The sequence below is a fragment of the Streptomyces sp. Y7 genome (assembly GCF_043195415.1).
Lineage (GTDB): Bacteria > Actinomycetota > Actinomycetes > Streptomycetales > Streptomycetaceae > Streptomyces.
On the sequence record NZ_JBIDDQ010000026.1, the window covers coordinates 87,325 to 108,343 of the forward strand.

A 21,019-nucleotide genomic window follows, 5' to 3' on the forward strand; every position below is an offset into this window, starting at 1 on the left:
GGTCTGGATCTCTCGGCGGGATCTTCGCGGTGCTGAGCCCGGGGCGGGTCAGAACAGCCCGTGCCACATCTGCTCGACGATCAGCGACCACCAGGTCTCCGCGTTCGCGAGCGCGGACGCGTCGACCGCCGCCAACTGCTCCTGCAGCGCGGCCATTTCACCGCCCGCCGCGACCGGGTCGAGGCCGCGCATCCGCTGCCGTGCGTCCGCGAGCAGCGCCAGGGAGCGGGCGAAAGTGACGACCGAGACGTTGACGTAGCGAGAGGTGGCCGTCACGGGGTCCACCGCCCACAGCGCCCCGAGCCCGTCAGGCTGCCCCGCGCCCGGCCGGCACTGCACCGCGATGACCGCCACGCCGTCGAACCCGATCCTGGCCAGGTGGGCCAGGACGGCGATCTTCTCCTCACCGGCCGGGCTGCGCCGCTCCCGCAGATTCGTGGCGACATCGGTGAACAGGCCACCGGCAGGCGGCGCGTCGGTCCGGTCGGCGGTGAAGAAGAGCGGGAGGTCGGCGGGGATACCGGCCTCGGCGAGCGTGGAGGCGGTGCTCTCCGGCAGCGCGCCGCCCGCGACGGCCTCGGCTTCGTAGCGACGTACGCCGTCCTCGCCGAAGACCTCGACCAGACGCCGGCCGAGGGCCTCGTCGTCCATCGGCTCCGCGGGCGTCACCTGCGCGGGCACCGGTACACGGCGCGGGCGGGGCGGCGGCTGCTGACCCGCGATCCGGTGCATCGTCTCGACCTGCTCGACCAGCGCCTCGATGCCCTCGGCGCGTACCTCGGGGCGGGCGCCGTAGCTCTGCGAGCAGGACAGCCGCGCGTTGGGGAAGGTGTTGAGGAGTTCGGCCGTGTAGCCGCCGGGGAGGAGGCTGGGACGCAGGTCCGTGTGGATGGCGGTGACACTTTCGACGGGAACGTTCATCCGTCGCAGGTCGGCCCACGCCTGGTACTCGGAAGGGGCGAGGCCGGGGCCGGAGTTGCGGAAGAGGGTGGTCTCCTCACCGTTCGCCGGGTCGATGTACGTGAAGACGGCGGTGTTGCCGGGCCCGGTGACCGGCCGGGTATCTCCGTACGGGCCCTGCCCCGAGTCGCCGTGCTTCCGCAGGTACATCTGGACGACCTCGTCGACCGGCACCGAAGGCCAGACCGTCAGCTCGCCGGTACGGCGGTCCACGACACCGCAGGCGTTGCCGATCTCGGCCGGTGGCCGCCGCTCCCCGGTCTCCGGGTCGCGCTCGGGCTCCGCAGGTGCGGCCCATACGACCCAGCCCAGGTCGAATTCCTGCATCCGGACCGCGCGGTGCGGCTGCGCCGAGCCTTCCGGGTTGAGCCAACGGTCGGCGATGGCGAGCGCCTGCTCCTGGCTGGTCACGGGAGGCTCCTTCGGAGGGGTCGGTCGCTGGTGGTGCGAGGCATGTGGGTGATGCGGCTCAGGTGGGGCGCCTGCGGCACGATGTCCGTCCGGCCGTCGTAGCGCTTACGAGGCTATCCCCGAGTCCGCCGCGCGGATGCGGAGGGCCTTCGCGCCGCGCTCGGTCGCGAGGAGCAGGATCCCGTCGGGGGAGAGGTCGGCGGCGGTGAAGGGCGTGTCGGAGATGAGCGCGGCCACGACCTCCTGGTCAGCCCTGGCCCAGACACGCAGGTAGTCGGCGCCCCGGCTCAGCCCCAGCGGGGCGGCGGCACGCTGCTCCTCGGAGGGGCGGACGACCAGCGCCGGGTCGACGTCACCGAGGTCACCGGGTCGTACGAGCCCATGGACGAGCACCGCGGCACGGGATTCCTCCCCGGGCCCACCGACCGGCCGCGCCCCGGGCGTGCCCGCCGGGACCACCAGTACGGCCACCGGAGTCGCCGCACCGTCGGGGTGGGGCAGGCTGCCGACCGTCACGGCGCTGATGCCGGGCACGGGCAGACTCCACAGCGTCCGCCAGGGCAGTTCGAGGCCGAGCCGCTGGTGGATCGCTTCGGCGTACTCGGGCAGGCCGTCCTCGACGAACGCCGTCTCCAGCAGCGCGGCGCGCAGCAGCGGGGGTGGCTGGGTGCGGGTCAGCACAGGCGCCGTACGCAGATACGTACGGGCCGGAGCGCCCAGCTCCGCCGCCGGCACCGCCTCGACGGCGGCGCGCAGCGGCACCGGGTCGGCGTGCACGAACAGGCCGGGGTCGGTGAGGAGTTGGGGGAGCAGGCCGGCTTCCAGGGTGTGGCCGGCGATGTGGTCGCGGACGTACGGGTCGGCTTTGCTCCAGTCCTGCTCGGGCACGGCCTCCAGCAGCGCCATCGCGACCTGCGTCTGAGCGGCTCGGACGCTGGGCAGCCCGGCGCGGATCTCGTCCCCGACGGCCGGGTGCAGCAGCCCCAGCGACATACGCGGGCCGTCCTCCGTGTCCGCCGCCTCCTCTTCCCTCGGCTGCACGAAGGGCCCGGCGAGGAGCATCCCGTCCGCGAGGGCCTGGCTCATGTCCCGCCCGGCGACCGCACTGACCAGCCTCGCCCACAGGCCGACCGGCATGCGGTCGGACTCGGCCAGGGCGAGCGGCGCCAGCAGGAGCCTCAGCTGCTGCGGGTCGGCGCCGAGCCGCCCGGCGTGCAGGTCCAGCGCCTCACCGACGGAGGTCGGCAGATGCCTCTCGTCGGCCGGGTCGAAGCCTTCCGGAGCCATCAGGATGCCGTTGACGGCGAGCTGGACGACGAGCGGGCTCCCGGCCCTGCGTCCGATCGCCGCGCCCAGCGCGAGACGTACGGCGGGGTCCACGGTGAACGGCAGCTCCGGTGCGCCGAACTCCGGGTTCAGCGCGGCCTGCGCGTGCAGCACCAGCCCCTCGGGGTCGGCCCACTCCGGCTCGTCGAGGTCGATGACCTGCACCGCGCCGGACGGCAGCCCCGAGGTCAGCTCGCCGACCAGCGGACGCGGCACCTCGGCCAGGAGCCGGACGGTCCCGGTGGCGGCCAGCGGAGCCAGGACCTCCCTGACGATCCGGGCCGGCTCACCGATGGCCCGCACCGGGCCGGCACGGTCGACATCCGGGACGACGACCGTCACCGGCTCGGCGAGCGCCGCCAGTTCGGCGAACACGCCCCCGGTGCTGCGGGCATCGAGCTCGTAGTGGTCGGCGAGCAGCCACAGCAACTGGGCGGCGGTGAGTCCTTCGGCGGCCGGTACAGCCGGTGCGGGCAGGTGCGGCGGCACCGTCGACGGATCCATCTCGTCCAGCGGCAGCCGCTTGCGGTACTCCGGATCGCACAGCATCAGGAACCCGGTGAGCAGCCTCGAACGCCCGCTGCCCGAACCGCCGGTGAGCACCACCACGCGCGGGGCGCCGGGCGCGGATCCACGCCATGCGCTCAACGCGCGCAGCGCGGCGTTGCGGCCGCCTATGTGGGGGTGTGGTGCGTAGTCCTCGGTCGAGCCGGTCATGGGTCCCCGTCCTCCGCCGTCGCGGACGCGTTCGATACGACCCCGATCTTAGGCGTCGAGCAGGGCTGCCGGGCAGGTGGAAGACCCTGCCCGATGCCGGACGGCGGCCGTCTACTCGGCCGCTACCCCACCACCCCGAGGCGACGCCTCCAGGTCGAACTCCCCGTCCCGCGCCCCGAGCACGAACGCCCGCCACTCCGCCTCGGTGTACCGCAGAACCGTGTCGGGATCGAGGGAGGACCGCATGGCCACAGCGCCCTCGGGCAGGTACGCGATCTCGACGCGCTCCTCGTGCTCCTCGGTGCCGGGCGCGCAGACCCACTCGACTCCGGAGATGTCGAGGGCGTACAGCTCGTCGCGCTCCCGCTCCTTGCGCGCCTTGATGTCCTCGGCCTGAGTCCCGACCTCGTTGTTGCTTGCCTCGGTCATGCCGCTGGGCCTCTTCCCTGACGTGCGAACGACGTACGGGTCTCACCCTACTGAGGTCGGTCGCCCCGCACGTGCCCGTCGCGGATCAGAGGTCGTGCGGCCGCAACCTGGCGTGCGCGACCCCGGTCGGAACCTTGACCTGACCGTCGTACTGGGCCGTCGTCTCCTTCCAGATGGCGTCCTGCTCGGCCTCGTTCAGCTCGTGGGCCACGCCCATCTTGGTGAAGGCGACGCCCATCCCGGCGAGACGTTCCGCGAGGCTGGCCATCGACTCGTACATGCCGTCGCGCAGACCCTCGTAGACGACGCCGAACTTCTCGCCGATGTCGTCGTCGCCCCACGGTGGGGTGTCGCCCTTCTCCAGCGCGGTCAGCCCGGTCTGCAGGGCTGTCACGGCCTTGCCGAAGTCCAGGCCGACGTTGAACATGTGGAAGCCCTCGGTCTTGAGGACCTCGGGATCGGAATCCATGTAGTCCGACGGCACAACTGCCCCCCGTGGCTCGTCATTTCTGTCGCACGGCCACCTTAACCGGGCTGCCCGCGCGAGCCCCAGCCCCCACCGGCAACGGGAGAGGGGCGGCACCCCGCGCGGGTACCGCCCCTCCGGATCTACCGACCGTCCCTCAGAACCGGTTCGGCAGCCACCCCGTCTGGATCAGCTGCCCACCACGCCGGCGCGTGTGGAAGTACCCACGGCCGGGCGGCAGTTGCGTGGCGGTGATGTTGCCGAGCAGTTGGCCCTCCGACCGGTCGCCGGAGAGCACCACGCCCTGCGCGCCGAGCTCCCGCATGCGCTGCATCACCGGCTCGTACAGCGAGCGGCTCGCACCGCCCGAGGCACGGGCGATGATGACGCGCAGACCGATGTCGCGGGCGAACGGCAGGTACTCCAGGAGCGGGGCCAGCGGGTTCACGCCGGTCGCCACCAGGTCGTAGTCGTCGACGATGACGAACGCGTCCGGGCTGCTGTACCAGCTGCGGTTGCGCAGCTGCTCGGGCGTGACGTCCGGGCCGGGCATCCGGCGGTGCATCGAGCCGGCCAGGCCCTCCAGCGTCTCCGTCAGGGCCGGCGCCGAGGCGCAGTACCGCGACAGGTGCGAGTCGGGCACGCCCTCCAGGTGGGCACGCCGGTAGTCGCCCATGACGATCTTCGCCTGGTCCGGCGTGTAGCGCTCGGTGATCTGCTTGACCAGCAGCCGCAGGATCGCCGACTTACCGGACTCGCTCTCACCGAACACGATGAAGAGCGGGTCGGTCTCGAAGTCGACGAAGACCGGCGACAGCGACGACTCGTCGATACCGACGGCGACACCGCGCTCCGGGTGCTCGAAGCCCTTGGGCAGGCGGTCCACCTGCAGCATGGTGGGCAGCAGCCGTACGGCGGGAGCGTGGCTGCCCTGCCAGTTCTCGTTGATCCCGCCGATGAGGATCGACGTCGCCTCGGACAGGTCCTCCGTCCCCGACGAGCCGTCGACACGCGGCAGCGCCGTCATGAAGTGCAGCTTGTCCGGCGTCAGACCACGGCCCGGCACGGTCGCGGGGACGTTCTGCGCGACCTTGCGGTCGATCTCCGACTCCGTCGGGTCGCCGAGCCGGAGCTCGATGCGGTTCTGGAGCATGTCCTTGAGCGCCGGCCGCACCTCGGTGTAGCGGCTCGCCGTCAGGATCACGTGCACACCGAAGCCGAGACCGCGGGTCGCGATCTCGGTGACGGTCGCTTCCAGCATCTCGTAGTCGGTCTTGAAGGTGGCCCAGCCGTCGATGACGAGGAAGACATCGCCCCAGACCTGGTCCGGCAGCTGACCCGCGGCCCGCCGCTGGCGGTAGGTCGTGACCGAGTCGACGTTGTGCTCGCGGAAGTACTCCTCGCGCGCGTTGAGGATCCCCTCGACCTCGCTGACGGTACGGCGCACCTTCTCGGCGTCCAGACGGTTCGCGACGCCGCCGACGTGCGCCAGCTCCTCCATCGAGATCAGCGAGCCACCGCCGAAGTCCAGGCAGTAGAACTGCACTTCGGACGGCGTGTGGGTGAGCGCGAACGACGAGATGAGCGTACGCAGCAGCGTCGACTTGCCGGACTGCGGACCACCGACGAACAGACCGTGGCCCGCACCGCCCGCGAAGTCCCGGTACAGCACGTCACGCCGCTGCTCGAACGGCTTGTCCACCAGACCGACCGGCACGTTGAGCCGGCCGAGCGCCGTGTAGTCGGGCGCGGTCAGGCCGCGCTCCGGGGTGACGGCGAGCTGCGGGAGCAGCTGCTCCAGCGACGGCGCCTCCTCCAGCGGCGGCAGCCACACCTGGTGGGCGGGCGGACCCTGGTTGATCATCCGGCTGACGAGGACGTCCAGGACGGTGTCGGCGAGCGCGTCGTCCACCCGGTTGTCGGGCTCCGGCTCCTCGACCACCGGCTGCGGCGGCAGCGCCACGTGCTCCGCCGAGAACAGCGCCGGACGCAGCTGCGTCGACCGGTGCACGCGCGACGGGCCCTCACCGTGGTACGGCCCCGACACGTACGCCGCCTTGAAGCGGACCATGGTGTCGGTGTCGTAGCGCAGATAGCCGGAACCCGGGATCGACGGCAGGTGGTAGGCGTCCGGGACACCGATCGCGGTACGGGACTCGGCCGCGGAGAAGGTGCGCAGACCGATCCGGTACGACAGGTAGGTGTCGAGGCCGCGCAGCTTGCCTTCCTCCAGGCGCTGCGAGGCCAGCAGCAGGTGGATGCCCAGCGACCGGCCGATACGGCCGATCTGGATGAACATGTCGATGAAGTCCGGCTTGGCCGTGAGGAGTTCGGAGAACTCGTCGAGCACGATCACCAGCGAGGCCATCGGCTCCAGCGCGGCACCCGCCGCCCGCGCCTTCTCGTAGTCGTGCAGATTGGCGTAGTTGCCGGCCGAGCGCAGCAGTTCCTGCCGGCGCTGCGTCTCACCCATGATCGAGTCACGCATGCGGTCGACGAGGGTGAGGTCGTCCGCGAGGTTGGTGATCACGGCCGCGGTGTGCGGCATGTCCGCCATGCCCGCGAAGGTCGCGCCACCCTTGAAGTCCGCGAGGATGAAGTTCAGCGTCTCCGATGAGTGCGTCACCGCGAGACCGAGCACTAGGGTGCGCAGCACCTCGGACTTGCCGGAACCGGTGGCGCCGACGCACAGGCCGTGCGGGCCCATGCCCTCCTGCGAGGCCTCCTTGAGGTCCAGCATGACCGGCTCGCCGTTCTCGCCGACACCGATCGGCACCCGCAGCCGTTCGTGCAGGGTGCGCGGACGCCAGGTGCGGGAGACGTCGACCGTGCCCGCGTCGCCGATGCCCATGAGGTCCGTGAAGTCCAGGTTGGACAGCAGCGGTTCGCCCTCTTCCGCCGAACCGACCCGGAAGGGTGCCAGCTGCCGCGCCAGGGACTCGGCCTGCGCCGGGTTGAGCACATCGGGCCGGCCCGTGTACGCCGACTCGTGGCCGACGAACAGCCGCATCCGCTCCGGCTTCACGTACACCGTCAGTCCGGCGCGCAGCTCCTCCTCCAGCGGGCCGGGGGAGATCTCCAGGAACGTCACGCCCTGGAGGCCCTCGCTGCTGGCGAGTTCGGAGTCCGGCGGCACGGTGCCGCCGTCGAGCACCACGATCAGGTGCGGCTGGTCGTAGACCGGGTTGGCCTCACGGTTCCAGCGGGGCCGGTCGCCCAGCTGGTCCGCCAGCGCCTCCTCCAGCTCCCCGAGGTCGTCGAAGAGGAGCCGGGACGAGCCCGCCCCGTCCTTGGCCTTCGGGTGCTGGCTGTGCGGCAGCCACTTGATCCAGTCCCAGTCCGCCGCCGCGGAGGGATGCGCCACCACGGCGATCATCAGGTCCTCGGGCGAGTGCAGCGTCGCCAGCTGGGACAGGCTCGCGCGGGCGTTGCCGTAGACCGTGTCCGACTCGCCGCAGATCGTGACGTGGTAGAAGGCGCGCAGCGAGACGGCAACCGGAAGGTCGGACAGGCTGCCGTGCGCGTCGAGGAACGCCTTCATGGCCGCGGCGGTCAGCGGCTCCAGCTCCTCCTTCGGGGCCGTCTCCGGCGCCACGAGCGGGGTGTTGAGCTGCTGCACACCGCGCCCGATCCGCACCGAGGCGAAGTCCGCGTCCGTCGGACGCCGCTCCCACAGCCGCTTGCCGTCGGCGGCCACCGCCCAGAGCTGCTCCGGGTCGGGGTGCTGGAAGAGCTGGCTCTGCCGCTGCAGTTCCGCGGTCTTGTGCACGTCCTTGCGGACCTGCTCCAGGTAGCGGAAGTAGTCACGCCGGTCCTGGGCCATGCCCGCGCCGCCGCCCTGCCGGGACTTGGCGAACTGGGCGATGGCCATGGCCAGTGTCGACGCCAGCATCAGCCCGCCGACCACCCTCATGTAAGAGGGCAGGTTGGGCATGAAGAAGAAGCCGACCGAACCCAGCATGCCCATCATGGGCAGCAGGTTCATGAGCATGCTCTCGTCGCCCTCGCGAGGGATCTCGGGGGGCGTCTCCAGTTTGACCTCGCCGTCCGGGACGGCCGGTGGCACTATCCGCGGTGGCCGTTTGATGATGACGACGCTCACCGATGCACTCATCCTTCGCGATTGATACGTACGTCCTGGCACCGACGCCCCCGTGTACCGCGACGTGTTCTTCGTTCGCGTAGGCGTCGTTCGCGTGGACGACGATCCTACTGATGCGCCGGGTGCCCGAGGGAGGCAGGCGGATGGAGATGCGGCGCAGGTCCTGGGAGGAATGCGGGAGGTAGGTCCTGGGGCGGGGGTGGCAGCGGATAGGGTGGCGACCCGCGCCGTAGGAGCGGTGCGAAGAGCCTTGTCTAGCAGGGGGAACACCAGGTGAGCACGGGGACTTCGACAGGTTTCTGCCGAATCACCATCGCAGCGCCGGACAGTCGCGTCGATGTGGCGCTGCCGGAGGACCTGCCGGTCCAGGACCTCTTTCCCGAGATCGTCAGACTCTCGGGCCTGGTCCAGTCGGACACCAGTCCCGCCGGTTACCACCTCGTGACCCGCGAGGGCCAAGTACTCGACGCGAGCCGCTCGTTGCTGGAGCACCGGGTCAGGGACGGCGAGGTGCTGCTGCTGCGCACGTTCGCCGACTCGCTGCCGCCGGCCGTGCACGACGACGTGGTCGACGCCATCGCCGCCGCGGTCAAGCAGGACGTCCGCAGCTGGAACGACAACCTGATGCGGGTCGCCGGCCTGGTCGCGGGGTCGCTGCTGCTGGTCATGCTCGGCTTCGTCTTCTGGTTCGCGGATCCGCTGCGCCACGACATGCACGGCCTCCAGGGCATCCTGGCCGGCGTCACCGCGGTGGCCCTGATGTCGCTCGCCGGCGTGCGGGCCCGGGTGTACGAGGACCGCGGCTCCGCCGTCGCGCTCGGCATCTCCGCGCTGCCCCACGCGCTCATCGCCGGCTCCGGCGCGATTCCGCAGGACGCGGGCGAGGGCCCGGGCCGGATCCAGTTCCTCGTCGGCTGCGTCGCCGTCCTGCTCTGCTCCGTCGTACTGATCATGCTGCTGCCGCAGGGCGACGCCCCGTTCGTGGCCGCCGCGCTGGCCTCCGCCATCGGCACCCTCGCCGTGTTCTGCGGTGTGCTCACCGAGGCCGAGCCCCGGGAGATCGCCGCCGGCACCTCGGTCGTCGCGCTGGCGGTGGTCGGCTTCCTGCCCGGCTGGTCGGCCCGCTTCGCCAAGCTCCCGATCGGCTTCCGCAACCCCGAGGACCTGGCCCGCGCCCGCCGCGAGGGCCGCGAGGGCGACCTCGAGGCCGTCGACGTCCAGCGCATCGTCGCCCAGACCAGCCGCGGCCACGAACTGCTGCTCGGCCTCGTCGGCGGCTGCGCCGCAGTGATCATCGGCGCCGGCGGCGCGGTGCTCGGCTTCAGCGACAACGGCTGGGCCCAGCTGCTTGCCCTGTGCGCCGGCCTCGCCGCGATGCTGCGGGCCCGTCTGTTCCGCTACACCGCGCAGGTCACGTGCCTGTTCGTGGCCGGTGTCGTCACGCTCGCCCTGCTGGTCCTCGGCCTCGCGATCTCGCCGCCCGCCGACATCGTCATCGATCTGCTCCGGGGCGACTCTGGCCCGGTCGACGTACGTACCCTGTGGCTCGGCGCCTCCGTCGGTGCCGGTGTGCTGCTGCTGATCGCGATCGCGCTGATCGTCCCGCAGAAGGGCCTGTCCCCCTTCTGGGGCCGCATGCTCGACCTCGCCGACTCGCTGGTCCTGCTCTCCCTGGTCCCGATCTGCCTGGCCGTCCTCGACGTCTACGGCAAGGTACGCGGCGGCGTCTGACCCCCACCGGCACGCGGGCCCGCCTGTCAGAGGCGTGCTCGCGTGCTGGTACGCTGTGTGACGGCCGTTTGTGTACGCGCCCCCGGGTCCACCTGGGGGAAGCGCCCTACGGATCCCCGCCTCCCGAGTCATGGAAGCTCCCCTGAGAAGCAGACCAGGGGCACTCGGTGGCAACAGAAGACTCATGAGGAGTACGCGTGCCGCTCGACGCCGCTACGAAGAAGCAGATCATCACCGAGTTCGGCCAGAAGGAGGGCGACACCGGCTCCCCCGAGGTCCAGGTCGCCATGCTTTCGCGTCGGATCTCCGACCTGACCGAGCACCTCAAGACCCACAAGCACGACCACCACTCGCGTCGTGGTCTGCTGATCCTCGTCGGTCAGCGCCGCCGCCTTCTCCAGTACCTGGCGAAGAAGGACATCCAGCGCTTCCGTGCGCTGGTCGACCGCCTCGGCATCCGCCGCGGTGCGGCGGGCGCCAAGTAGGACGCCACGAGGGGAGCGGTTCCCGGAACGATCGGGAGCCGCTCCCTTTGCCGTACGTACGGAAAGTCAGCCGTACGTGCGGAAACATGCGGAGTGTCACTCACGCTTTGTAGTGTGGTAGCACAACGCAGTACGGATGACACAGCAAGACGAGTACGAGGAGAAGCGCACCTAGCCGCCGCCGGTCCTCGGTAGTGGCCCCCGGGGGAGTGAGCCCCGGGTGCTTCGATCGAAGACCGGCCCGCACCGCACGGAGCGCTTCTCCGCCACCGTCCCCCTGCCACACGGGCAGCGACGGGACAAAAGACGACAAAGTAACGGAGAAAACGCTAGTGGAGAACGAGACCCACTACGCCGAGGCCGTCATCGACAACGGCTCCTTCGGCACCCGCACCATCCGCTTCGAGACGGGCCGCCTGGCCAAGCAGGCCGCCGGCTCCGCCGTGGCGTACCTGGACGACGACACCATGGTGCTGTCGGCCACCACCGCCTCCAAGAACCCCAAGGACCAGCTCGACTTCTTCCCCCTGACGGTGGACGTCGAGGAGCGGATGTACGCCGCCGGCAAGATCCCCGGCAGCTTCTTCCGCCGTGAGGGCCGCCCCTCCGAGGACGCGATCCTCACCTGCCGCCTCATCGACCGCCCGCTGCGCCCGTCCTTCAAGAAGGGCCTGCGCAACGAGATCCAGGTCGTCGCCACGATCATGGCGCTCAACCCCGACCACCTGTACGACGTCGTGGCGATCAACGCCGCGTCCGCGTCCACGCAGCTGGCCGGCCTGCCCTTCTCCGGCCCGATCGGCGGCGTCCGCGTCGCGCTGATCCGCGGCCAGTGGGTGGCCTTCCCGACGCACACCGAGCTCGAGGACGCCGTCTTCGACATGGTCGTCGCGGGCCGCACCCTGGAGGACGGCGACGTCGCGATCATGATGGTCGAGGCCGAGGCCACCGAGGGCACCATCAAGCTCGTCCAGGGTGGCGCCGAGGCCCCGACCGAGGAAGTCGTCGCCGCCGGTCTGGACGCCGCGAAGCCCTTCATCAAGGTCCTGTGCAAGGCCCAGGCCGACCTCGCCGCGAAGGCCGCCAAGCCGACCGGCGAGTTCCCGATCTTCCTGGACTACCAGGACGACGTCCTCGAGGCCCTGACCGCCGCCGTCAAGCCGGAGCTCGCCTCCGCGCTGACCATCGCCGGCAAGCAGGAGCGCGAGTCCGAGCTGGACCGCGTCAAGGCGCTCGCCGCCGAGAAGCTCCTGCCGGAGTTCGAGGGCCGCGAGAAGGAGATCTCCGCCGCGTACCGCTCCCTGACCAAGCAGCTCGTCCGCGAGCGCGTGATCAAGGAGAAGAAGCGGATCGACGGCCGTGGCGTGACGGACATCCGTACGCTCGCCGCCGAGGTCGAGGCCATCCCGCGCGTGCACGGCTCCGCCGTGTTCGAGCGTGGCGAGACCCAGATCCTGGGCGTCACCACCCTGAACATGCTCCGCATGGAGCAGCAGCTGGACACGCTGTCGCCGGTGACGCGCAAGCGCTACATGCACAACTACAACTTCCCGCCGTACTCCACCGGCGAGACCGGCCGCGTCGGCTCCCCGAAGCGCCGCGAGATCGGCCACGGCGCCCTCGCCGAGCGCGCCCTGGTCCCCGTCCTGCCGACGCGCGAGGAGTTCCCCTACGCGATCCGCCAGGTCTCCGAGGCGCTGAGCTCCAACGGCTCGACGTCCATGGGCTCGGTCTGCGCCTCCACCATGTCGCTGCTGAACGCCGGTGTGCCGCTGAAGGCCCCCGTCGCCGGTATCGCGATGGGCCTGATCTCCCAGGACATCGAGGGCGAGACCCACTACGTCACCCTCACCGACATCCTCGGTGCGGAGGACGCCTTCGGCGACATGGACTTCAAGGTCGCCGGCACCAAGGAGTTCGTGACCGCCCTCCAGCTCGACACCAAGCTGGACGGCATCCCGGCCTCCGTCCTGGCCGCCGCCCTCAAGCAGGCCCGTGACGCCCGCCTCCACATCCTCGACGTGATGATGGAAGCGATCGACACGCCGGACGAGATGTCCCCGAACGCGCCGCGGATCATCACCGTGAAGATCCCGGTCGACAAGATCGGCGAGGTCATCGGCCCCAAGGGCAAGATGATCAACCAGATCCAGGAGGACACCGGCGCCGAGATCACGATCGAGGACGACGGCACCATCTACATCGGTGCCGCCGACGGCCCGGCCGCCGAGGCCGCCCGCACCACGATCAACGGCATCGCCAACCCGACGATGCCCGAGGTCGGCGAGCGCTACCTGGGCACGGTCGTGAAGACGACGACGTTCGGCGCCTTCGTCTCGCTGCTCCCCGGCAAGGACGGTCTGCTGCACATCTCGCAGATCCGCAAGCTGGCCGGCGGCAAGCGCGTGGAGAACGTCGAGGACGTCCTCGGCGTGGGCCAGAAGGTCCAGGTCGAGATCGCCGAGATCGACTCCCGCGGCAAGCTCTCCCTGGTCCCCGTGATCGAGGGCGAGGAAGGCTCCGAGGACGACCAGAAGGACGACACCGACAAGTGACGTCGAGTAGCTCCATGGCGACGGCCCGCACCTCCTCGGAGGCGCGGGCCGTCGCCCGTACCCAAACCCTGATCAAGGGCGAGAACGGCATCGGCACCGTCCGCAAGACCACCCTCCCGGGCGGCTTGCGCATCGTCACCGAGACCCTGCCCTCGGTCCGCTCGGCGACCTTCGGCATCTGGGCGCACGTCGGCTCCCGCGACGAGACGCCGACACTGAACGGCGCCACGCACTACCTGGAGCACCTGCTCTTCAAGGGCACCACCCGCAGGTCCGCCCTGGACATCTCCTCCGCCCTCGACGCCGTCGGCGGCGAGATGAACGCGTTCACGGCGAAGGAGTACACCTGCTACTACGCGCGTGTGCTCGACACCGATCTGCCGCTCGCCATCGACGTCGTCTGCGACATGCTGACGGGCTCGCTGATACTCGAAGAGGACGTCAACGTCGAACGCGGCGCGATCCTCGAAGAGATCGCCATGACCGAGGACGACCCGGGCGACTGCGTGCACGACCTGTTCGCGCACACGATGTTCGGCGACAACCCCCTCGGCCGCCCGGTCCTCGGCACCGTCGACACGGTCAACGCCCTCACCGCCGACCGCATCCGCCGCTTCTACAAGAAGCACTACGACCCGACGCACCTGGTCGTGGCGGCCGCCGGCAACATCGACCACAACAAGGTCGTACGCCAGGTCCGCGCGGCCTTCGAGAAGGCGGGCGCCTTCAAGAACGGCGACGCGGCCCCTGTCGCCCCGCGCGACGGCCGCCGTGCCCTGCGCACCGCCGGCCGCGTCGAGCTCCTCGGCCGCAAGACCGAGCAGGCCCACGTCGTCCTCGGCATGCCCGGCCTGGCCCGCACCGATGAGCGCCGGTGGGCGCTGGGCGTCCTCAACACCGCCCTCGGGGGCGGCATGTCCTCCCGGCTGTTCCAGGAGGTCCGCGAGAAGCGCGGTCTCGCCTACAGCGTCTACTCGTACACCTCCGGCTTCGCCGACTGCGGCCTGTTCGGCGTGTACGCCGGCTGCCGGCCCTCGCAGGTCCACGACGTGCTGAAGATCTGCCGCGACGAGCTCGACCATGTCGCCGAACACGGCCTGTCCGACGACGAGATCGACCGCGCCATCGGCCAGCTGCGCGGCTCCACGGTCCTCGGTCTGGAGGACACCGGTGCGCTCATGAACCGCATCGGCAAGAGTGAGCTGTGCTGGGGCGAGCAGATGTCCGTCGACGACATGCTGACCCGGATAGCGGCCGTGACCCCGGACGACGTCCGCTCGGTCGCCCGCGACATCCTGGGCCGGCGGCCCTCGCTGTCGGTCATCGGCCCGCTGAAGGACAAGCAGGCGTCCCGGCTCAACGACGCCGTCGCCTGACAATCCCCTGCTGAAGGAAGCACAAGAGATGAGCAAGCTGCGCGTGGCGGTCCTCGGCGCCAAGGGCCGGATCGGCTCCGAGGCGGTACGAGCGGTCGAGGCCGCCGAGGACATGGAGCTGGTCGCCGCCCTCGGCCGGGGCGACAAGCTGGAGACCCTCGCGGAGACGGGCGCCCAGGTGGCCGTCGAACTGACCACGCCCGACTCGGTCATGGCCAACCTCGACTACTGCGTGAACCACGGCATCCACGCGGTCGTCGGCACCACGGGCTGGACCGACGAGCGCCTCGCGCAGCTGAACGGCTGGCTGGCCGCCTCCCCGCGGACGGGCGTGCTCATCGCGCCGAACTTCTCCATCGGGGCCGTCCTGAACATGAAGTTCGCGCAGATCGCCGCGCCCTACTTCGAGTCGGTCGAGGTCGTCGAACTGCACCACCCGAAGAAGGTCGACGCCCCGAGCGGTACGGCCACGCGCACGGCCCAGCTCATCGCCGAGGCCCGCCGCGCCGCCGGCACCGCCCCGGCGCCGGACGCCACGGAGACGGCCCTGGACGGCGCGCGCGGCGCGGACGTCGACGGCATCCCCGTCCACTCCGTCCGGCTGCGCGGCCTGCTCGCCCACCAGGAGGTCCTGCTCGGCGGCGAGGGCGAGACCCTCACCATCCGCCACGACTCCCTCCACCACAGCAGCTTCATGCCGGGCATCCTGCTCGGCGCGCGCCGCGTGGTGACCACTCCCGGCCTGACCTTCGGCCTGGAACACTTCCTGGACCTGGGCTGATGCGCGCGAAGCTGTCCTACGCCATAACGGCCGCCGTCCTGGTCGTCTACTTCGTCCTGGTCGGCAGCCGTGGCGTGATGCTCATCCAGTCCGGCACGGTCCTCACGGTCACCTTCGGCGTGGCGGTGCTGATCCTGCCGGTCATCGGCCTGTGGTTCCTGTGGAAGAACACCCAGTTCGTCCGCAAGGCCAACGCCCTCGCCGCGGCACTCGACGCCGAGGGCGGTCTGCCCGTCGACGAGCTGAAGCGCACGCCCAGCGGCCGTATCGACCGTGACTCGGCCGACGAGGTCTTCGCCAGGCGCAAGGCCGAGACGGAGGCGTCCCCCGAGGACTGGCGCAGCTGGTTCCGCCTCGCCGTCGCCTACCACGACGCCCGCGACACCCCGCGTGCCCGCAAGGCGATGCAGCGCGCGATCGCCCTGCACGAAGGAAGGCCCGTCGAGGTCTGATCAACGCGGTACGGTCACGACTCGGCCGTATGCCGAAGGGGCCGGTCCGCTGTGGCGGACCGGCCCCTTTCGCGTGCCGTGTGCGGTCAGCCGCGCGAGTTCTCCGCGGCCCACGCCTCGATGGCGTCGGTGGCCCGGTCGAAGGCCGCGACCCGGGCGAGGAAGTCGGCGTTGTGCGTGGTCATCAGCATCGGTACGTCGTCGGCCGCGCGACCGTGCCGTACGAGCATCAGCGCCTGCCCCTGCACCGTGCGCGGCAGCCCCAGCCAGCGCACCGGCTGCTGCACCGTGCGCACCGCGGCGACCTGCTCCCAGGGCACCGTCCGCGTGATGAGGAACTGCACCCGGCGCAGCCCGTGCGAGCTCACCCACACACCCATCCGCAGCAGCCGAAGCGCACCGGCGATGATGGCCAACGCGATGGCGAAGACGACACCGGCCTCGGTGATCGTGCCGGTCAGGGCGATGATGACGGCCGCGAACAGCACGTACGAGGCGAGCAGCAGCCACAGCGCGGCCGCGCCCACCCGCCACGGACCGGGGCGGTAGGGCCGCCGCCAGCGCTCGTGGTCGTCGAAGGGCAGCGCGACGTCGTCGGCTGCCTCGAAAGCGCGATCGGCCGTCAGGAAGGGCAGGGGCACGGCTGGTCCTCACTCAATCCATGCATGGGCTGTGCCCGGTGAGGCTATCGACCCGCGTCCGCGCTCACCACCCTTGGGGGTCCGAAGGGGTCAGCGCCCCTGGGACGCCTGGGACTGCTGGGCCGGCGAGCCGGTGTCGGTCGACAGGGCCGGCATCCCGATCACCAGCGAGCCCACGAGCCCTGCGACGAGGGTGAGTCCCAGCAGCCAGCGCCCGGCCAGCTGACCGGCGGACGCCCGCTCTCGGGGCGGGGGAGTGACATTGCTGCGGAATCGGTCGGCTTCGGCGAGGAAGGCGAAGGGAACGGACTCGCGCCGACGGAACATCGGTGGGTCTTCTCCTCTCGGGATCGTAGGTGCAACCGTCACCAACACAGACGAGCGAGCGCCCCAAAAGGTGCCCGGTTTCACCGAATTCACAGAAATTCGCTGATGTTCGCCGACGTATGTCGCGACCCGGCACCGAACGCCCCGTTGTCAGTGCCGACCCGTAGAGTGGGCGCCGCCCGCAGAAGTGATGGAAGGACCCCCCGAGCCGTGACCGACACCCCCGCCGACGAACTCAAGCCCAGCTTCCGCAGTGACGTCTCCGTCGAGCTGGTCAAGCACAGCGCGGCCGACTCCGACGTGCTGTGGGCCGCCCGCGTCTCCACCGCCGGCGAGCAGTCCCTGGAGGAGCTGCAGAAGGACCCCGAGCGCTCCAAGGGGCTGATCAACTACCTGATGCGGGACCGGCACGGCAGCCCCTTCGAGCACAACTCGATGACCTTCTTCATCAGCGCCCCCATCTTCGTCTTCCGCGAGTTCATGCGGCACCGCGTGGGCTGGTCGTACAACGAGGAGAGCGGCCGGTACAGGGAGCTCCAGCCCGTCTTCTACGTCCCCGACGCCTCCCGCAAGCTGGTCCAGGAGGGCCGCCCGGGCAAGTACGTCTTCGTGGAGGGCACCCAGGCCCAGCAGGAGCTGGTCGGCCGCACCATGGAGGACTCCTACCAGCAGGCGTACGAGGCCTACCAGGAGATGCTCGCCGCCGGCGTGGCCCGCGAGGTCGCCCGGGCCGTCCTCCCGGTCGGCCTGTTCTCCTCGATGTACGCCACCTGCAACGCCCGCTCGCTGATGCACTTCCTCGGCCTGCGCACCCAGCACGAGCTGGCCAAGGTCCCGTCCTTCCCGCAGCGGGAGATCGAGATGGTCGGCGAGAAGATGGAGGCGGAGTGGGCCAAGCTCATGCCGCTCACGTACGCCGCCTTCAACGCGAACGGCCGCGTGGCGCCGTAACGCCCCCGGACACCGGGGCGCGTCAGCCGCATGAAGTGTCCGTATTGCGGCATTTAGAGAAGTTCATCTAGCCTGATCAAACGGACCCGGCACTGCTTGAACCCCCGAGCAGGCAGTGCCGGGCTCCATATTTGTCCTGACTTTCCCGCACCCCCCTAGGGCAGACCCGGCCGTGCGCAACGAGTAGCGTGTAACCCATGGCTCCGACCTCCACTCCGCAGACCCCCTTCGGGCGCGTCCTCACCGCCATGATCACGCCCTTCACGGCGGACGGCGCACTCGACATCGACGGCGCACAGCGGCTCGCCGCGCACCTGGTGGACGCAGGCAACGACGGCCTGATCATCAACGGCACCACCGGCGAGTCCCCCACCACCAGCAACGCGGAGAAAGCGGATCTCGTACGGGCGGTCGTGGAGGCCGTCGGCGATCGGGCCCACGTGGTGGCCGGAGTCGGCACCAACGACACCCGCCACAGCCTGGAGCTCGCCCGCACGGCCCAGCAGGTGGGCGCACACGGCCTGCTGGTCGTCACGCCGTACTACAACAAGCCCCCGCAGGAGGGCCTGTACCGGCACTTCAAGGCCATCGCCGACAGCACCGAGCTGCCGGTGATGCTCTACGACATCCCCGGCCGCAGCGGCGTCCCGATCAACACCGAGACCATCGTCCGCCTGGCCGAGCACCCGCGCATCGTCGCCAACAAGGACGCGAAGGGCGACCTCGGCCGAGCCAGCTGGGCCATCGCCCGCTCCGGCCTCGCCTGGTACTCCGGCGACGACATGCTGAACCTGCCGCTGCTCTCCGTGGGCGCGGTCGGCTTCGTCTCGGTCGTCGGCCACCTCGTCACCCCCGACCTGCGCGCGCTCGTCGACGCGCACGTCTCCGGCGACGTCCAGAAGGCCACCGAGATCCACCAGAAGCTGCTCCCGGTCTACACCGGGATGTTCCGCACCCAGGGCGTCATGACGACGAAGGCCGCCCTCGCCCTCCAGGGCCTTCCCGCCGGGCCGCTGCGCGCACCCATGGCGGAGTGCTCGCCCGAGGAGATCGAGCAGCTCAAGATCGATCTTGCCGCCGGCGGGGTACAGCTCTAACACCAGACTTCGCGCGCCTGTCGCGCAGCAGACTCCACAACTGAATAAGCGGGCCACCGGTGCCTGCGCACTACACACAACGACAACTGCTTCTGCACGAACGTCACGCGCGCCACGTGCCCCACCGGTACGTGGCGTGCGTGGTGAGGAGAGTCTTTTGAGTCATCCGCATCCTGAACTTGCCCCGCCCCCGCCGCTCCCCGAAGGCGGCCTGCGGGTCACCCCACTCGGCGGCCTCGGTGAGATCGGCCGAAACATGACGGTCTTCGAGTACGGCGGCCGTCTGCTGATCGTCGACTGCGGAGTGCTCTTCCCCGAGGAGGAGCAGCCCGGAATCGACCTGATCCTGCCGGACTTCTCGTCCATCCGGGACCGCCTCGACGACATCGAGGGCATCGTCCTCACGCACGGCCACGAGGACCACATCGGCGGCGTGCCCTTCCTGCTGCGCGAGAAGCCGGACATCCCGCTGATCGGCTCCAAGCTGACCCTCGCCCTGATCGAGGCCAAGCTCCAGGAGCACCGCATCCGCCCGTACACCCTTGAGGTGGCGGAGGGTAACCGCGAGCGCATCGGTCCCTTCGACTGCGAGTTCGTCGCGGTCAACCACTCCATCCCGGACGCCCTGGCGGTCGCCATCCGCACCCCGGCCGGCATGGTGGTGCACACGGGCGACTTCAAGATGGACCAGCTCCCGCTGGACAACCGTCTGACAGACCTGCACGCGTTCGCACGTCTGAGCGAAGAGGGCATCGACCTCCTCCTCTCCGACTCCACGAACGCCGAGGTCCCGGGATTCGTCCCGCCCGAGCGCGACATCTCCAACGTCCTGCGCCAGGTGTTCGCGGGCGCCCGCAAGCGGATCATCGTGGCCAGCTTCGCCAGCCACATCCACCGCATCCAGCAGATCCTGGACGCGGCCCACGAATACGGCCGCCGGGTCGCCTTCGTCGGCCGCTCGATGGTCCGCAACATGGGCATCGCACGCGACCTCGGCTACCTGAAGGTCCCGCCGGGCCTGGTGGTGGACGTCAAGACACTCGACGACCTCCCGGACAGCGAGGTCGTGCTCGTCTGCACGGGCTCGCAGGGCGAACCGATGGCGGCCCTGTCGAGGATGGCCAACCGCGACCACCAGATCCGCATCGTCGACGGCGACACGGTGATCCTGGCGTCGTCCCTCATCCCCGGCAACGAGAACGCGGTCTACCGCGTCATCAACGGCCTCACCCGCTGGGGCGCGAACGTCGTCCACAAGGGCAACGCCAAGGTCCACGTCTCGGGCCACGCCTCGGCCGGCGAGCTGCTGTACTTCTACAACATCTGCCGCCCGAAGAACCTGATGCCGGTGCACGGCGAATGGCGCCATTTGCGGGCCAACGCCGAACTGGGCGCCCTCACCGGCGTCCCGCACGACCGCATCGTCATCGCCGAGGACGGCGTGGTCGTCGACCTCATCGAGGGCAAGGCCAAGATCTCCGGCAAGGTCCAGGCCGGATACGTGTACGTCGACGGTCTCTCGGTCGGCGACGTCGGCGAGCCGGCGCTCAAGGACCGCAAGATCCTCGGCGACGAGGGCATCATCTCGGTCTTCGTGGTGGTGGACTCCTCCACCGGCAAGATCACGGGCGGCCCGCACATCCAGGCCCGCGGCTCCGGCATCGAGGACTCCGCCTTCGGGGACGTCATCCCGAAGATCACGGAAGTACTGGAGCGGTCGGCCCAGGACGGCGTGGTCGAACCGCACCAGCTGCAACAACTGGTGCGGCGGACCCTGGGCAAGTGGGTCTCCGACACGTACCGCCGCAGGCCGATGATCCTGCCTGTGGTCGTGGAGGTCTGACGGCCCGTCGGACATCCGACTGTCTGAACCAGGAGCGGGGCGCCTCGATTTGCATCGGGGCGCCCCGCTCCAGTACGTTTACGGCTCCGCCTGACCGGGAACCCGACCACTTCGTGCGTCGGAACCAGTCCCCGGAGGGGGTGGAAATTCCGACTCAGAGTCTCTGATAAAGTCGGAACCGCCGGAAAGGGAAACGCGAGAGCGGGAACCTGGAAAGCACCGAGGAAATCGGATCGGAAAACGATCTGATAGAGTCGGAAACGCAAGACCGAAGGGAAAAGCCCGGAGGAAAGCCCGAGAGGGTGAGTACAAAGGAAGCGTCCGTTCCTTGAGAACTCAACAGCGTGCCAAAAATCAACGCCAGATATG

General features: G+C 70.1%; 16 protein-coding genes. 9 read left to right on the top strand and 7 right to left on the bottom strand.

Features of this window, described 5'->3' with window-relative positions:
* Window positions 1-48: 48 nt before the first annotated feature.
* The 5 genes from ACGFW6_RS37540 to eccCa all read right to left on the bottom strand — a co-directional run bounded on the left by ACGFW6_RS37540 (window position 49) and on the right by eccCa (window position 8,411).
* Window positions 49-1,371, bottom strand: coding sequence for an SUKH-4 family immunity protein (locus ACGFW6_RS37540; protein ID WP_393520463.1), 1,323 nt, complete (start codon window positions 1,369-1,371; stop codon window positions 49-51).
* A 105-nt stretch (window positions 1,372-1,476) separates the two neighbouring features.
* Complete coding sequence (locus ACGFW6_RS37545) at window positions 1,477-3,414, bottom strand: ATP-binding protein (RefSeq protein WP_393520465.1); 1,938 nt, start codon at window positions 3,412-3,414, stop codon at window positions 1,477-1,479.
* A gap of 111 nt (window positions 3,415-3,525) precedes the next feature.
* Window positions 3,526-3,843, bottom strand: a complete 318-nt coding sequence (locus ACGFW6_RS37550) for a DUF397 domain-containing protein (RefSeq protein ID WP_393520467.1) — start codon at window positions 3,841-3,843, stop codon at window positions 3,526-3,528.
* An 85-nt stretch (window positions 3,844-3,928) separates the two neighbouring features.
* Window positions 3,929-4,312, bottom strand: a complete 384-nt coding sequence (locus ACGFW6_RS37555; RefSeq protein WP_063767554.1) for a hypothetical protein — start codon at window positions 4,310-4,312, stop codon at window positions 3,929-3,931.
* A gap of 154 nt (window positions 4,313-4,466) precedes the next feature.
* A complete protein-coding gene (gene eccCa, locus ACGFW6_RS37560) occupies window positions 4,467-8,411 on the bottom strand; it encodes a type VII secretion protein EccCa (RefSeq protein ID WP_393520469.1) in 3,945 nt (1,314 codons plus the stop codon).
* A gap of 273 nt (window positions 8,412-8,684) precedes the next feature.
* Here eccCa and eccD point away from each other — a divergent pair, with 273 nt between their 5' ends.
* From eccD to ACGFW6_RS37590, 6 genes are all read left to right on the top strand, one after another.
* Complete coding sequence (gene eccD / locus ACGFW6_RS37565; protein ID WP_393520472.1) at window positions 8,685-10,142, top strand: type VII secretion integral membrane protein EccD; 1,458 nt, start codon at window positions 8,685-8,687, stop codon at window positions 10,140-10,142.
* A 197-nt stretch (window positions 10,143-10,339) separates the two neighbouring features.
* A complete protein-coding gene (gene rpsO, locus ACGFW6_RS37570) occupies window positions 10,340-10,627 on the top strand; it encodes a 30S ribosomal protein S15 (protein WP_003993372.1) in 288 nt (95 codons plus the stop codon).
* A 332-nt stretch (window positions 10,628-10,959) separates the two neighbouring features.
* Window positions 10,960-13,182, top strand: coding sequence for a polyribonucleotide nucleotidyltransferase (locus tag ACGFW6_RS37575; protein WP_393520474.1), 2,223 nt, complete (start codon window positions 10,960-10,962; stop codon window positions 13,180-13,182).
* Window positions 13,179-14,558, top strand: a complete 1,380-nt coding sequence (locus ACGFW6_RS37580; RefSeq protein WP_393520476.1) for a M16 family metallopeptidase — start codon at window positions 13,179-13,181, stop codon at window positions 14,556-14,558. Before ACGFW6_RS37575 ends, ACGFW6_RS37580 begins: the two co-directional genes overlap by 4 nt.
* Window positions 14,559-14,586: 28 nt before the next feature.
* The gene (gene dapB, locus ACGFW6_RS37585; protein ID WP_393520478.1) at window positions 14,587-15,339 is read left to right on the top strand and encodes a 4-hydroxy-tetrahydrodipicolinate reductase; all 753 of its coding nucleotides are present in this window, start codon (window positions 14,587-14,589) and stop codon (window positions 15,337-15,339) included.
* A complete protein-coding gene (locus ACGFW6_RS37590; RefSeq protein WP_393520480.1) occupies window positions 15,339-15,791 on the top strand; it encodes a hypothetical protein in 453 nt (150 codons plus the stop codon). The genes dapB and ACGFW6_RS37590 overlap by 1 nt, the downstream gene beginning before the upstream one ends.
* Window positions 15,792-15,877: 86 nt before the next feature.
* Here the strand turns inward: ACGFW6_RS37590 and ACGFW6_RS37595 are convergent, their stop codons facing one another.
* Window positions 15,878-16,432 carry a PH domain-containing protein gene (locus ACGFW6_RS37595; protein ID WP_393520482.1) on the bottom strand — a complete coding sequence of 185 codons (555 nt, stop codon included), beginning with the start codon at window positions 16,430-16,432 and terminating at the stop codon, window positions 15,878-15,880.
* 90 nt (window positions 16,433-16,522) lie between these two features.
* Window positions 16,523-16,759, bottom strand: coding sequence for a hypothetical protein (locus ACGFW6_RS37600; RefSeq protein WP_393520484.1), 237 nt, complete (start codon window positions 16,757-16,759; stop codon window positions 16,523-16,525).
* 210 nt (window positions 16,760-16,969) lie between these two features.
* Between ACGFW6_RS37600 and thyX the strand changes: the two genes are divergently transcribed.
* The 3 genes from thyX to ACGFW6_RS37615 all read left to right on the top strand — a co-directional run bounded on the left by thyX (window position 16,970) and on the right by ACGFW6_RS37615 (window position 20,650).
* Window positions 16,970-17,710 carry an FAD-dependent thymidylate synthase gene (gene thyX, locus ACGFW6_RS37605; protein WP_393520486.1) on the top strand — a complete coding sequence of 247 codons (741 nt, stop codon included), beginning with the start codon at window positions 16,970-16,972 and terminating at the stop codon, window positions 17,708-17,710.
* 197 nt (window positions 17,711-17,907) lie between these two features.
* The gene (gene dapA / locus ACGFW6_RS37610) at window positions 17,908-18,807 is read left to right on the top strand and encodes a 4-hydroxy-tetrahydrodipicolinate synthase (RefSeq protein ID WP_393520488.1); all 900 of its coding nucleotides are present in this window, start codon (window positions 17,908-17,910) and stop codon (window positions 18,805-18,807) included.
* 157 nt (window positions 18,808-18,964) lie between these two features.
* Window positions 18,965-20,650: a ribonuclease J gene (locus tag ACGFW6_RS37615; protein ID WP_393520490.1), complete on the top strand. Its 1,686-nt coding sequence runs from the start codon at window positions 18,965-18,967 to the stop codon at window positions 20,648-20,650.
* The last annotated feature ends 369 nt before the right edge of the window (window positions 20,651-21,019 follow it).

What these genes read in the sequence shown, in the direction of transcription:
- ACGFW6_RS37545 (WP_393520465.1), bottom strand. Translation starts at nt 3,414, where the DNA reads ATGACCGGCTCGACCGAGGACTACGCACCACACCCCCACATAGGCGGC.
- ACGFW6_RS37550 (WP_393520467.1), bottom strand. Translation starts at nt 3,843, where the DNA reads ATGACCGAGGCAAGCAACAACGAGGTCGGGACTCAGGCCGAGGACATC.
- ACGFW6_RS37555 (WP_063767554.1), bottom strand. Translation starts at nt 4,312, where the DNA reads ATGGATTCCGATCCCGAGGTCCTCAAGACCGAGGGCTTCCACATGTTC.
- dapB (WP_393520478.1), top strand. Translation starts at nt 14,587, where the DNA reads ATGAGCAAGCTGCGCGTGGCGGTCCTCGGCGCCAAGGGCCGGATCGGC.
- ACGFW6_RS37590 (WP_393520480.1), top strand. Translation starts at nt 15,339, where the DNA reads ATGCGCGCGAAGCTGTCCTACGCCATAACGGCCGCCGTCCTGGTCGTC.
- ACGFW6_RS37600 (WP_393520484.1), bottom strand. Translation starts at nt 16,759, where the DNA reads ATGTTCCGTCGGCGCGAGTCCGTTCCCTTCGCCTTCCTCGCCGAAGCC.
- dapA (WP_393520488.1), top strand. Translation starts at nt 17,908, where the DNA reads ATGGCTCCGACCTCCACTCCGCAGACCCCCTTCGGGCGCGTCCTCACC.